We start from the raw sequence: 12994 nt of genomic DNA on the forward strand, positions 1-12994 counted from the left end.
TGAGCCAGGATCAAACTCTTATGTTTAATCTCTAAGCTTACTATTTAATTTCTGGTCTGCTTCTCAAAGAAAAAGAGCGAGAAATGATTAAAAATCATATCTTGTCTTTACTTCTTTAGCAGTGTGAGGCTCTTCGCACTCACACTTATCGGTAATCTGTTTTTTAAAGAGCTGTGCTGTGAAACTTGTGAAGCTGACCGTTTGGTCTGTTTCGTTTCTGTCTCAGCAGCGAAGAAACCGAATATTACAGAAACACCGAAAACCCGTCAACACCTAATGTGAATTTTTTCTAAAAATATTGAAACTAAAATTTAAAGCATTGAAAAAAATCATTATTTTAAAATTAAAAAAGCAGCCTACTTGTTCAATTTCAATATTTCATTCACAAATAAATTAAAAAACTCCTTCTTTAAATTGTTTTTCATCCTATTAACCAACCTTAAATCATTTAAAGCTACTCTTATAATTCATTTAAACTGTATCTTTACTATCTCAGATACATACTTCAAACACTCTATATACATAGATAACATTCACCATAAACTCTATCAATATTCAAAATTGATATGCTTATTGGCAAAGAATGATTAGAATTCATGCAGTGTTCATTTCAAACATCAAGATTTAAATGAAACGTTATTGTCATTAATATGGCTTTTTACCAAAGAAATCTCCGTATGAACTTTAAATTCCCACTATATACAGTTGCAATACTTGGCTTAAGCCTCAGTTTAAGTGCCTGTTTGGATAAAACAGCCCCCAAAACCGAGCCAGCTGTCATTGACTCTAAAATAACAAAAAATCAAACCACGACTGCCTCGCATTGCGCCAGTGCCATGTTGCTGGATGCCATCCCGCCACAAATCAATCAAACCGCCTTGTTAAAACAGACCCAAAATTTGTGCTTTGAGCAATTCGCATCCCTACATTCGAGCATCACCAAAGGCCCTTTGTGGGTAGCGGAACATTTGACGCCTAAAAAAGTAAATACCAAAATCAAACGCCAAGGCGAGTTTCATGCTGAAGACCAAGTGCCTAAAAATATGCGAGCTGAATTGTCTGATTACAAAGGCAGTGGCTACGATCGTGGGCATTTGGCGCCAAGTGCCAATATGAGCACCAAATCTGCTCAGCAAGACAGCTTTTCATTGGCCAACATGGTGCCGCAAAACCCTAAAAACAACCAAAATGCTTGGCGTAACATTGAAGAAGCAGTGCGAGATGTGGTCAGCAGCAGTCATCAACCTGTGTATTTGGTAACGGGCGTCAGCTTTTTAAACAAGACAATACCGAGCATTGGTAAAAATAAGGTTTTGGTGCCTAGCCATTTGTACAAAGCAGTTTACCAACCCGATACTGGTGTGATTGGTGCATATTGGATTGCCAATACCGCTTCAGCCAAGCCGCAGATTATCAGCTTGTGTGAATTAGAAGCCAAAACAGGCATCAATGCCTTCCCACTTTTGAACAAAGAGGAACGCCGCAAAGTATATGATTTGCCTACCATAGGTAAAGATGTGTCTAAAAATGGACAAATCAAACTTTTGAAAACTGACAAAACCAGCGAATGCAGTAATAAAATCAGCACCACAGAAGCCAGCAAATTGGCTCAAAGCTTTTCCTAACGATTAAGGGTATTTGACATGACTTTTTCTGCATTGAGCGATGAAAACCATTCATACAGCATTGAAAACCTGACTTTTGAAAACCACGGTGACGGTTTGTCTATTTATGGTGACATTCAAATTTTGCGTGACCAACAAGGTTTGAAATACTTAGAAGAAATCAAAACCATCATTGATGGCGCCATATTGCAACTGCAAAACACTGAAGCATTGCCTGAACAATTGATTTTAGGTCAAAACAATACTGAAATAGACAATCCATTTTTGTAATCCCATTTAAATACCATTGTTAGTATGAACAAGCGTCCTGTAAATTTACAGGACGCTTTTATTTTATATTCATATTACAAATACTTATGTTAATCTTACTATTGAACTTTATGACAAAGCATTAGGAGCACCCATGTTCAAACACTTGGCATTTTGTGCACTTTTATTTTTCAGTTTGCCATTATCAGCACAAACCATCCATGCACAAACACAAAACCGCATTGAAATTGATGAAGAAATATTCCATATTGCAGCCATTCAAGACCCTACCATTGAAGCCAAACTGCTGTCTGCTACCGCAGGCGACCCAGCTTTAAATGGCTTATTATTAAGTTTGGCAGTGAAATCAGACCAACAATGGAATGTGTATTTTTTAAAAGATATCGCCGACTACCGTATTTTACCCAGCGCAAAAAATGGTTATTTGAAATTACAATTGCGTACTGAACACCTCGATTCAACAAGCCATGTTACCTCCCAAACTTCGATTTTATTTGTGAACATGACTGCCGCCGCACAAGCTCATGGCTCGATACAAATCGAAGAAATCGTACAAAAACCTTAAAAGGATGTCTGCATGAAACCACTGTTTTGGATGTTCAGCTTATTCAGTCTCTGTGCACAAGCTCAAGCACAATGGTTATCACCACAAAACGACAGCCACAATACAGGTGCAGCGCATGTCGAAAAAGTCACGGCAATGCCAGACTCAAGCATGACGGTCAAATTGTTTCACAGCATGCCCATTGATGCTCCTAGCATGAATCCATGGTTTCTACGCTTGGCGGTGGTCAATGAAGAAAAACTCAGTTGGAATGTTTACCATTTACCCAATGTCAAAAGCTATCAAGTGCTGCCCAGCGCTAAAGTGGGTTATTTGAAGATTGCCATACGCCAAGACGATTACAATGTCCAAACAGGCAAAAATGTTGAACGTGCCTCTACCTTATTTATCAACTTACACAATGCCAATCAAAATGGCGGCCGCATTGAAATAGATGTCAAATAAATCACATTAAAAATAAGCGTCCTGTAAAGGTTTTACAGGACGCTTATTGTCAAAAATTTCAATGATTTTGTACCCATAATCTGCGTTACAAAGACCGTATACATGCTCCTTGAAATGTATCGCCAGCCCATTTATGAGCAAACGTCTATTTTGAATAGGCTTTGTCAATTGATTTAAAACACGCCTATTGACCGCTTAGCAATGTCTTTGGTGCACCAGAAACCATCTGCTTGTCTATTGAAGTGATGACGCTTTTAAGCTTGTGGCTTGCGAAAATGTTCTTTTAAAGCTTGAAAAACCCGCGCATCCCACAGCCACAAACCATCTTCCGTTTGAATGGCAGAACCTGCAACATGCCATTGCTTGGTTTGCCCTGTGACCAAATCCACCTCTTGGGCATTGTGTGGCCAACGTTGTTGCCAACCTGCAATAGGCAACTTGGTCATTTCTTGACGCAAGGCAGCATCAATGTCTTCTTGTTCATTCAATTGAGGACACCAACCATGACATTTTTTGCTACTGTGTATAGGACAAGGAGTCTGTTCAGACAACGTTTGCGGCAAAATATCCAAATATTTTGGGCAAAAGCCATGTTCACGCGCCCACTCTAAGATGGCTTTTTTGGCAGCTTTGGGATGAGCAAAGACGCCAAAAGGAGGTTCGTTAGTGATTTGCGTACCCAAAGGTTGGATTTTGGCTTGTAAACGCTGTTGGTCATTCTTAATTAAACGTATGGTATAAAAAGCATGCTGCTTGGGATCGGCATATTGGCTAGACATCACTGCAGCATCCAATGGTCCAATGGCCGCAAAACCTTCTATTTTGACAATACTGGCAAACCAATCTTGGGCTTGTTTGGCATGTAATTTGTGACACATATCATGATACATGTGTTCACACACCCGCACTTTGGGCTGTTTGGCATCTTTGTGCCAAATCAAAACCATGCCATATTCATCTGGTAAGGCTTGTAATTGTTGCTTCAAATGCTCAGGCAACCAATCAGGCAACAAGCTTGGTGTAATGTGTTTGTACAAAGCAGATTGCCATAAATGGCCACGTTCTTGACTTGCTTGTGCCAAAAATTGCGTTAAAGCTGCCACATCTGCCATCGCGCGGTGACGTTGCGGTAAAACAATGTGAAAACGTTCAATCAAACTGTCTAAGTTGTGTTTGAAATGTTCAGGATACAATTGGCGTGACAATTTCACCGTGCACAATTGCGGCATGCTCAATTGTTTGCCGCAACGTTTAAATGCCAAACGTAAAAAATGATAATCAAAACGACTGTTGTGAGCGAACAAAACAGCATCTTTTAAAAAATGTGCCAATTCATCTGCAATATCCTCAAACAAAGGTGCAGCTGCCACCATATCATTACTGATGCCTGTAAGCTCTTCAATGAAAGGGCTAATGGTCATTTGAGGATTAATCAATTGCTCATAAGTATGTATGCCGTGTTCGTCAAAGCGAATCAATGCCACTTCGGTCAAACGGTCTTGGTATAAATTGCCACCCGTGGCTTCGGTATCGATGATGACGATGGGGGTTGCTAAAAATTGCAGTTGTTGCTGCAAGGTATGTAAGTCATCGTGACGTAACATGGAGAAGTGGCCGGAAACAAAAAACGCTTTATTCTACCGCTAAAACAGCTGGCCAAATAAATTTATGCATATTTTTATAAAAAGTTCTTGACGTACAAATAAGTCCATCCTATAATGCATTTCTCTTCAGATGCACCCGTAGCTCAGTTGGATAGAGTATTTGGCTACGAACCAAAGGGTCGGGCGTTCGAATCGCTCCGGGTGCACCATTCTGAAAAGCCGCGCCCATCGTCTAGCGGTTAGGACACTGCCCTTTCACGGCGGCAACCGGGGTTCGATTCCCCGTGGGCGTACCAATTTTAAAAACCAGCTTTCGAGCTGGTTTTTTTCATTTCTGCCGTCTGCCTTGATTCTTTGCCTTGCTTAACTTGGAACTTATATTCAAGCATGGTAATCTTGAACCACTTATCTAAACCTTATGTGAGAATGGTTTTATGCAATTTAATAAATGGTTAATCGCAACAATGTCTGCTTGGGCTTTAAGTGCGTGTGCTTCTACTGATGCACCGAATCCATCTACACAAGCGAAGAGCAAACCTGTGCAAACCAATGTGCAGTTTGACAGCTACCAAGAAGTGGCTTATCAATGCCAAGGTGGTCGTGTTTTGGCCTTATATGGCATCAAAAACAACACAGTAGCAGGTGTACAAGTGGTTTATGATGGTGCCCAATCACCTTTGTTATTGCGCACCAACAACCCTAAATACAATGAATTCTCTAGCAGTGGTCGCCATATTACGTGGACACAAAACCTAGCAGCACCTGCACAAGTGAAATCTGCCGATGCCCGTGGTTTGACCCGTTTGGTTGGCAGCAACCCACAAGACATGGCCATTGGCTTGGTCGTTGAAGCTTGTAAAGTGGATACCAACATGACAGCTAAATTAGGCTCTGTCGCGGATGAAGCCAAGATTCAATGGTTAAATGCCAAATAAATGATTTGAATACAAAAGCGTCCTGTAATTTACAGGACGCTTTTTTTAAAGCTTGTTAAGTCAAACGAATTAACGGCTCACAGGTTTGTAGCGAATGCGTTTTGGTTTCGCGCCCTCTTCACCCAAGCGACGTTTTTTGTCCGCTTCGTATTCTTGGTAGTTACCATCAAAGAACACCCATTTTGAATCGCCTTCGGCTGCCAAAATATGGGTCGCAATACGGTCTAAGAACCAACGATCATGCGAAATCACCATGACTGAGCCTGCAAACTCTAATAACGCATCTTCCAACGCGCGCAAAGTTTCCACGTCCAAATCGTTTGATGGTTCGTCAAGCAACAACACATTGCCGCCTGAAATCAAGGTTTTGGCCAAGTGCAAACGACCACGTTCACCGCCTGACAAATTGCCGACGATTTTACTTTGATCTGCGCCTTTGAAGTTAAAACGACCCAAGTAGGCGCGTGCAGGCGTTTCAAATTTGCCCACTTGCAAAATGTCGCGACCTTCGGCAATTTCATCAAACACGGTTTTGGTATTGCCCAAATTACCACGGCTTTGATCGACGTAAGACAATTGAACGGTTTGACCAATTTTCACTTCACCAGAATCAGGCGTTTCTTGACCAGTAATCATTTTGAACAAAGTCGATTTACCCGCGCCGTTAGGACCGATAATACCGACAATCGCGCCTGCTGGAATGCGCATGCTCAAATCATCAATCAACACACGGTCACCAAACGATTTGGTCACGTTGGTAAACTCAATCACTTCGTTGCCCAAACGCTCGGCAGTTGGAATGAAGATTTCTTGAGTTTCGTTGCGTTTTTGGTATTCGTAGCTCGACATTTCTTCAAAACGGGCAATACGCGCTTTGGATTTGGCTTGGCGGCCTTTGGCGTTTTGGCGTACCCATTCCAATTCTTGCTTCATCGATTTGATGCGCGCCGCTTCTTGTTTGGATTCGGTGGCCAAACGGTTTTCTTTTTGTTCCAACCAAGAAGAGTAGTTGCCTTTCCAAGGAATGCCATGGCCGCGGTCCAATTCCAAAATCCATTCGGCAGCATTGTCTAAGAAGTAACGGTCATGCGTGACTGCAACCACGGTGCCTGGGAAACGCACCAAAAATTGCTCCAACCATTCAACTGATTCTGCATCCAAATGGTTGGTCGGTTCGTCAAGCAACAACATGTCAGGCTTAGACAGCAACAATTTGCACAAAGCCACGCGGCGTTTTTCACCACCTGACAAATTGCCAATGATGGCGTCCCACTCAGGCAAGCGCAAAGCATCGGCCGCAATTTCCAATTGGTGCTCTAAATTGTCGCCTGCGCCTGCGGATAAAATCGCTTCCAAACGGCCTTGTTCTTCAGCCAAAGCATCAAAATCTGCATCGGGGTCGGCATAAGCTGCGTACACTTCGTCCAAACGTTTTTGTGCATCGGCCACTTCGCCCAAACCGCTTTCAACTTCTTCACGCACGGTTTTGGTCGCATCCAACTCAGGCTCTTGCGGCAAATAACCAATTTTGATGCCGCTCATTGGCACCGCTTCGCCTTCGAACTCTTTGTCCACGCCTGCCATGATTTTCAGGACGGTTGATTTACCCGAACCATTCAAACCTAACAAGCCAATTTTAGCGCCAGGGAAAAAAGACAAAGAAATGTCTTTGATGATTTGTTTTTGCGGTGGCACTACTTTGCTCACACGCAACATTGAGTAAACGTATTGACTCATTTGCTGTCACTCGGTCAGTTTGATAAAAGCGCTATTGTACCTAAAATAAACACTTATTTATGCTAAAAAAGCACATAAAAATGTGCTTTTTTAGGCATTTGTAAAAAATGACTCGTGTATAGATGTTTATTGTCGTTGATTCAAAATACGCATCATCACATCTTCTGGATCTTCGCGCATATTTTCATAGCGTACCGTTGGTGCTTGTTTGTTTGAGTTAACGGGATTTTGATAAGCAGGCATTGATTTTTCTGCTTTTTGGCTACCTAAATGGTAGTGGGTCACAACCTCATGATCTAAAGTAGCAGGCTGATGTGTTGAACTCGGTGCCAAAAAAGATGCCGCAGCACTAGGTTCTGTCTTCGGCATAATAGCTTCTGGATTGGTATTAACCACAGGCATGGCCATGGGCGTGAATGTGGCGGTGGCATCTTGGGTTTGGCGAACTGGCTCAATCACAGTGGTGATGGTCGTACTGCCACTGACATCACTGTGTATCGTTTGTCTGGTGACCATATTGGGATTGTTGCCAAAAGCTGGCGGTTGTGCAAAAGCAGATGTAATACTTAATAGGCCTATTGTGGCTAAAAGTGTTTTATTAGTCATGTTTTCACCCTTGTAAAGATGTACATTGTAAATGCCATTGGCTTTCTTGTAACAATTAAAATATTCGCTTGGTATTTAATTTCATTAAAACAGATTGTTAGCCAATATGCCAATAAAAATCCCCTAACATAGAAGATGTTAGGGGATGATGTTGGATATTATGTCAATTCAAAGCGATTAAGAACCGCTACGCAATTCTTGCCACAAACGCACAGTCAATTTTTTCGCATCTGGACTCAATTCAGGCATCAAGAAACCAGCTGCTGCATCTTCGTCATTCGGGAAGATAGAACGGGTTTCAACCAAAGATTTGTCCATCAACTCGCGTGCAGGCAAGCTCGCTGGAGCGAAAGTCACTTCTGCAGCATTGCGAGCTGCGATGTCTGGCTTCAACGTCCAGTCCATGTATTTGTGAGCGTTGACATAGTTTTTAGCGTCAGCTGGAATCAACCAAGATTCCACCCAGAAGCCCATGCCTTTAGGTGTCAATACTTCGATGTTGACGCCATTGCCCACTTCTTCAGCACGTTTTTTAGACATGTTCATGTCGCCGCCATTGCCCACTGCCACACAAATATCGCCACGGGCCAATTCATCGATGAACGATGGGCTGAAGCGTTTGATGTCAGGACGAACGGCTTTCAATACGGCCGCAGCTGCATTGATATCTTCATTGCTGGCTTTAGCAGGGTCTTTGCCAATATATTTAATCACCAATGGGAAGATTTCGCTTGGAGAGTCCCACAAGCTGATACCACAAGCTTTCAACTTATTAGAGTACTCAGGTTTAAAGACCAAGTCCCATTCGTTTTCTGGCAACTGGTCTGTACCCAAAGCAGCTTTGACTTTGTCTTTGTTAATCGCCAAAGTATTCAAGCCTGAGAAATAAGGTACGGCATATTCATTGCCTGGATCCACTTGGTTCAACAAGGTCAATAATTTAGGATCGATATTACCATAGTTACTCAACAAGCTTTTGTCGATTTTTTGGTAAGCACCGGCTTGGATTTGACGAGGCAAGAAAGAAATGCCAGGCACTACCAAGTCGTAGCCTGATTTGCCTGTCAACACTTTGGCTTCTAAGGCTTCGTTGTTTTCATACAAATCGTAATTCAATTTCAAAGAAAATTCTTTGCGGAATTCTTCAACCGTCGCTTCATCCACATAGTTAGACCAGTTGTAGATGTTCAATTCAGATGTTTGTGGATAATCGTGGCCGGCGGCTGGATTGCTGGCTGCGCTAGCTGAATCGGTATTGCTGGCTGCAGGTGCGGCTTGAGCGGGTTCTTGTGATTGGCTACCGCCACCACATGCAGTTAACAATGCCAAAGTTACAACTTGAGCAAAGAGCAATTTTTTCATATAGGTTATCTTTCCCTGACGAATTAAAAAAATGTCATGCCTCAAAGCTCAGGCATGACCTGCGCGGATTATAGCGGAAAATTCTATGCTGCCAAGCAAAGACCAATAAGAATTGACTATTAGGCAACAGCAGGGTCGATTCAAGCCACCCAACCTATGTTTATTTTTAACCGCGATACGCTTCATTTGCAACAAAAAAATTGTAAATCAATGGGCTTTAAAAACAAATCAAGCGGCCTGTAAGTTACAGGACGCTTGATAGATGCAAAACACAATGTAAGTGTCAGTTATTTAAACTCAAATTTCTTATAAACCCAAATCTTGCCACATCGCATCCACTCGGCGTGAGATTTCTTGATCTTTTTCAATCACAACGCCCCACTCGCGGTTGGTTTCACCTGGCCATTTATTGGTCGCATCCATGCCCATTTTACCACCCAAGCCAGACACAGGACTGGCAAAATCCAAATAATCAATCGGCGTATTTTCAATCAAAACCGTATCGCGAACAGGGTCCATACGTGTTGTAATTGCCCAAATCACTTCTTTCCAATCACGCACATTCACATCTTCATCGACCACAACAATGAATTTGGTATACATAAATTGGCGCAAGAAACTCCAACAACCCATCATCACACGCTTGGCGTGACCTGCGTATTGTTTTTTCATGCTCACCACCGCCATGCGGTAAGAACAACCTTCAGGCGGCAAGTAAAAATCAACAATTTCAGGAAATTGTTTTTGCAACAATGGTACAAATACCTCGTTCAACGCCACACCCAAAACCGCAGGTTCATCGATTGGTTTACCAGTGTAAGTGCTGTGGTAAATGGCGTTTTGACGCATGGTGATGCGCTCAACGGTAAACACAGGGAAATGGTCTTGCTCATTGTAATAACCCGTGTGGTCGCCATATGGGCCTTCTAACGCGGTTTCATCGGGATGAATCACGCCTTCCAAGACGATCTCAGCGCGAGCTGGCACGTGCAAATCGTTGCCTATGCATTTGACCAATTCGGTGCGTGAGCCCCGCAACAGCCCCGCAAATTGGTATTCACTCAAAGTATCAGGCACAGGCGTCACCGCACCCAAAATCGTTGCAGGATCACAACCTAAAACCACAGACACAGGATAAGGTTGGCCTGGATTGGCTTGTTTGTGTGCCAAAAAGTCCAAAGCACCGCCACGATGAGCGAGCCAACGCATGATGACTTTGTTTTTGGCTATGACTTGTTGGCGGTAAATACCCAAGTTTTGGCGTTTTTTGTGTGGACCACGGGTAACAGTCAAGCCCCATGTAATCAATGGTGCCACATCGCCCGGCCAACAATGCTGAATCGGCAACACCGACAAATCCACATCATCGCCCTCAATAATGATGTCGTGTACAGGTGCTTTTTTAACCACATTCGGCGCCATCGACCAAATGTCTTTGAGCAAAGGCAATTTCGAAAAAGCGTCCTTAATGCCTTTTGGCGGCTCAGGCTCTTTTAAATATGCCAAAGTTTGACCAATTTGGCGCAACTCAGACAAGTCTTTCGCCCCCATGCCCATCGCCACACGTTCGGTCGTACCAAACAAATTGGCCAACACAGGAAAATCATAACGCTTGCCATCGGTAGTAGGGTTTTCAAACAGCAAGGCTGGACCTTCGGCACGCAAGACACGGTCTGCAATATCGGTCATTTCCAAATGTGGTGACACCGGATGGGCAATGCGTTTGAGTTTGTTTTGTTGTTCTAGCTGCGAGATGAAGTCGCGCAAATCAGCATATTTCATGAGCAATTTTTCAGGACGCTTATAATGGCGCTTATTATGGCACAAAAACAAACAAGCCCGAACGAGTCGGGCTTGTTGTGGCTAGTCATAAGTTCAAGCTTAACGCTGACCGATGCGATAACGTTTTTCCAACCAAGAGAACAACGCTGCCAAACCTATGGTCATCACCAAGTAAATCAAGGCGATGGCATAATAAGGCTCTTCGTAAATCGAGAAGCGGCCTGAAACCGTACGCGCCACATATGCCAATTCCGCCACACCAATGGCAGACACCAAAGAGCTGTCTTTCAATAAAGTGATGAACTCATTGCCAAACGGCGGCAACATGCGACGGGTCGCTTGTGGCAAAATCACATGACGCATGGTTTGGGCATAATTCAGACCCAAAGAACGCGCCGCTTCCACTTGGCCACGGTCGATAGACTGAATGCCTGCACGGAAAATTTCCGTGATATAAGCACCCGCATTGACCGACAAAGCCAAAGCACCCGCAATCAATGCACCGTATTCTTTGCGCAACTCGCGCGCCAATTCACCACTGATCAGCCAACCATCAACAGGATTGATGAGGGCGACTGACCAAATAAAATGCCAAATAAAAATCTGCACAAACAATGGCGTACCACGGAACAAAGTCACATACAATAAAGAGACTGTACGCAAAAACCAGCCCAATGTACGCAACAAAATGTTGCCTTTTTCAAAGTTTGCTAAGCGACACAAAGCACCAATTAAACCAAAAACCGTGCCCACGGCCACAGAAAATGCGGTCAGACCTAAGGTATATTTCGCCCCGATCCAAAACATTTCGCGATATTCGTAAATGATATCAAAGCGAAAATCCATAAATCACTCCAACTGAAAGGATGTGTCCCGACGGCTACAACTGTGTGTATTTTGTCAATTTAGCCACATGAAACGTTAATATTATGCGAAGTTTAAGGCAATCTGTTGTCTGATGCTACCGATTTTAAGTATTGATTGTTGTGCATGGCGTCAAGCATCATGCTGCAAAAGACTAGCTGCAATTGCATATAGCGTTTAAAATAAAACGTTTTATCACCATAAAGATGCTGTATTGATATGCGAATTTGGTTGGGGCACACCGATGCCAAACTGTTTCAAAATGGTTGCGCTTTGACCATAGGCAATTTTGACGGTGTTCATTTAGGACATCAACACATCTTGTCACGCTTACAAAATGAAGCGGATGCGCGCGGCTTACCGGCAGTGGCGATGGTATTTGAACCACAACCGAAAGAGTATTTCGCTCGTCAACGTCAATTGGCTTTGCCACCACGTTTAAGCCCAATGCGCGACAAATTGCGCCTGATGCGTGAGCACCAACCGCGATTGCGAGGCGTGAATGTGCGCCGTTTTAACAGCGAGTTTGCGGCAATCGATGCTCAACGCTTCATTGATGACGTGTTGATTGGCCAATTGAATGTGAAATATTTACTGGTCGGTGATGATTTCTGCTTTGGTGCTAAGCGCCAAGGCACGTTTGATTTGCTCCAAGCACAAAATGCATTTGTGACTGAAAACACATCCAGCGTCATGGTCGAAAACACCCGTGCTTCGAGTACCGCGGTGCGTGAAGCCTTGCTCAAAGGACGTTTGGATTTGGCTGAACGTTTGTTAGGACATCCTTATCAATTGACAGGCAAAGTCAAACACGGCGCGAAATTAGGTCGCACATTGGGTTGTCCGACTGCCAATATTCATTTGCCTGCGCTGTCGTTTCCATTAAGTGGCGTATATGTGGTAGAAGTGACAGGCAATTTTGGCAAGCGCAGAGGCGTTGCCAGTTTTGGCTTAAATCCGACCGTGACCGACAGCCGCAATCAAAAATGTGAAGTACATTTGTTTGATTGGCATGAAAGTTTATACGGACAGCGTTTGCGCGTGGCGTTTTTACACAAATTGCGAGATGAAGCCAAATTTGACAGTTTGGAAGCATTACAACAAAAAATACACATGGACATGTCACAAGCAAAAGCTTGGACGCAGGCTTAAAAGTTTTACAGGACGCCTGTATAGATGACATATTAAATAGAACCACCA

At 43.3% G+C, this 12994-nt stretch carries 12 protein-coding genes and 2 tRNA genes; 8 read left to right on the top strand and 6 right to left on the bottom strand.

All coding sequences use genetic code 11. From position 1 onward, the window contains the following. The first annotated feature begins 743 nt into the window (after positions 1-743). The 4 genes from H150_RS14415 to H150_RS0111830 all read left to right on the top strand — a co-directional run bounded on the left by H150_RS14415 (position 744) and on the right by H150_RS0111830 (position 2904). Positions 744-1625, top strand: coding sequence for a DNA/RNA non-specific endonuclease (locus H150_RS14415; protein WP_019959271.1), 882 nt, complete (start codon positions 744-746; stop codon positions 1623-1625). Positions 1626-1643: 18 nt separating this feature from the next. After that, on the top strand, positions 1644-1895 hold the full coding sequence (locus H150_RS0111820; RefSeq protein ID WP_019959272.1) for a hypothetical protein: 252 nt from the start codon (positions 1644-1646) through the stop codon (positions 1893-1895). Between the two features lie 133 nt (positions 1896-2028). Further along, a complete protein-coding gene (locus H150_RS0111825) occupies positions 2029-2460 on the top strand; it encodes a hypothetical protein (protein ID WP_019959273.1) in 432 nt (143 codons plus the stop codon). A 12-nt stretch (positions 2461-2472) separates the two neighbouring features. After that, positions 2473-2904, top strand: coding sequence for a hypothetical protein (locus tag H150_RS0111830; RefSeq protein ID WP_019959274.1), 432 nt, complete (start codon positions 2473-2475; stop codon positions 2902-2904). A gap of 254 nt (positions 2905-3158) precedes the next feature. Here H150_RS0111830 and H150_RS0111835 read toward each other — a convergent pair whose 3' ends face one another. After that, a complete protein-coding gene (locus H150_RS0111835; protein ID WP_019959275.1) occupies positions 3159-4508 on the bottom strand; it encodes a 3'-5' exonuclease family protein in 1350 nt (449 codons plus the stop codon). 132 nt (positions 4509-4640) lie between these two features. Between H150_RS0111835 and H150_RS0111840 the strand changes: the two genes are divergently transcribed. From H150_RS0111840 to H150_RS0111850, 3 genes are all read left to right on the top strand, one after another. Further along, positions 4641-4717, top strand: a tRNA-Arg gene (locus tag H150_RS0111840). 12 nt (positions 4718-4729) lie between these two features. Next, positions 4730-4804 (top strand) — tRNA-Glu (locus H150_RS0111845). A gap of 138 nt (positions 4805-4942) precedes the next feature. Continuing rightward, positions 4943-5443 carry a hypothetical protein gene (locus tag H150_RS0111850; protein ID WP_155970607.1) on the top strand — a complete coding sequence of 167 codons (501 nt, stop codon included), beginning with the start codon at positions 4943-4945 and terminating at the stop codon, positions 5441-5443. 69 nt (positions 5444-5512) lie between these two features. Here the strand turns inward: H150_RS0111850 and ettA are convergent, their stop codons facing one another. The 5 genes from ettA to H150_RS0111875 all read right to left on the bottom strand — a co-directional run bounded on the left by ettA (position 5513) and on the right by H150_RS0111875 (position 11776). Continuing rightward, positions 5513-7180, bottom strand: a complete 1668-nt coding sequence (gene ettA / locus H150_RS0111855; RefSeq protein WP_026353681.1) for an energy-dependent translational throttle protein EttA — start codon at positions 7178-7180, stop codon at positions 5513-5515. A 126-nt stretch (positions 7181-7306) separates the two neighbouring features. Next, positions 7307-7786 carry a hypothetical protein gene (locus H150_RS0111860; protein WP_019959278.1) on the bottom strand — a complete coding sequence of 160 codons (480 nt, stop codon included), beginning with the start codon at positions 7784-7786 and terminating at the stop codon, positions 7307-7309. Between the two features lie 177 nt (positions 7787-7963). Continuing rightward, positions 7964-9148, bottom strand: coding sequence for an extracellular solute-binding protein (locus H150_RS0111865; RefSeq protein ID WP_019959279.1), 1185 nt, complete (start codon positions 9146-9148; stop codon positions 7964-7966). Between the two features lie 306 nt (positions 9149-9454). Then, the gene (gene ubiD / locus H150_RS0111870) at positions 9455-10930 is read right to left on the bottom strand and encodes a 4-hydroxy-3-polyprenylbenzoate decarboxylase (RefSeq protein ID WP_026353682.1); all 1476 of its coding nucleotides are present in this window, start codon (positions 10928-10930) and stop codon (positions 9455-9457) included. 99 nt (positions 10931-11029) lie between these two features. Beyond that, a complete protein-coding gene (locus H150_RS0111875; protein ID WP_019959281.1) occupies positions 11030-11776 on the bottom strand; it encodes an amino acid ABC transporter permease in 747 nt (248 codons plus the stop codon). Between the two features lie 237 nt (positions 11777-12013). Here H150_RS0111875 and ribF point away from each other — a divergent pair, with 237 nt between their 5' ends. Continuing rightward, positions 12014-12946 (top strand): bifunctional riboflavin kinase/FAD synthetase, encoded by a 933-nt coding sequence (ribF, locus tag H150_RS0111880; RefSeq protein WP_019959282.1) that lies wholly within the window; start codon positions 12014-12016, stop codon positions 12944-12946. Positions 12947-12994 lie beyond the last annotated feature (48 nt).

Source organism: Vitreoscilla stercoraria DSM 513, assembly GCF_000382305.1.
GTDB lineage: Bacteria > Pseudomonadota > Gammaproteobacteria > Burkholderiales > Neisseriaceae > Vitreoscilla > Vitreoscilla stercoraria.

What these genes read in the sequence shown, in the direction of transcription:
- H150_RS0111820 (WP_019959272.1), top strand. Translation starts at nt 1,644, where the DNA reads ATGACTTTTTCTGCATTGAGCGATGAAAACCATTCATACAGCATTGAA.
- H150_RS0111825 (WP_019959273.1), top strand. Translation starts at nt 2,029, where the DNA reads ATGTTCAAACACTTGGCATTTTGTGCACTTTTATTTTTCAGTTTGCCA.
- H150_RS0111830 (WP_019959274.1), top strand. Translation starts at nt 2,473, where the DNA reads ATGAAACCACTGTTTTGGATGTTCAGCTTATTCAGTCTCTGTGCACAA.
- H150_RS0111835 (WP_019959275.1), bottom strand. Translation starts at nt 4,508, where the DNA reads ATGTTACGTCACGATGACTTACATACCTTGCAGCAACAACTGCAATTT.
- H150_RS0111850 (WP_155970607.1), top strand. Translation starts at nt 4,943, where the DNA reads ATGCAATTTAATAAATGGTTAATCGCAACAATGTCTGCTTGGGCTTTA.
- ettA (WP_026353681.1), bottom strand. Translation starts at nt 7,180, where the DNA reads ATGAGTCAATACGTTTACTCAATGTTGCGTGTGAGCAAAGTAGTGCCA.
- H150_RS0111860 (WP_019959278.1), bottom strand. Translation starts at nt 7,786, where the DNA reads ATGACTAATAAAACACTTTTAGCCACAATAGGCCTATTAAGTATTACA.
- H150_RS0111865 (WP_019959279.1), bottom strand. Translation starts at nt 9,148, where the DNA reads ATGAAAAAATTGCTCTTTGCTCAAGTTGTAACTTTGGCATTGTTAACT.
- ubiD (WP_026353682.1), bottom strand. Translation starts at nt 10,930, where the DNA reads ATGAAATATGCTGATTTGCGCGACTTCATCTCGCAGCTAGAACAACAA.
- H150_RS0111875 (WP_019959281.1), bottom strand. Translation starts at nt 11,776, where the DNA reads ATGGATTTTCGCTTTGATATCATTTACGAATATCGCGAAATGTTTTGG.
- ribF (WP_019959282.1), top strand. Translation starts at nt 12,014, where the DNA reads ATGCGAATTTGGTTGGGGCACACCGATGCCAAACTGTTTCAAAATGGT.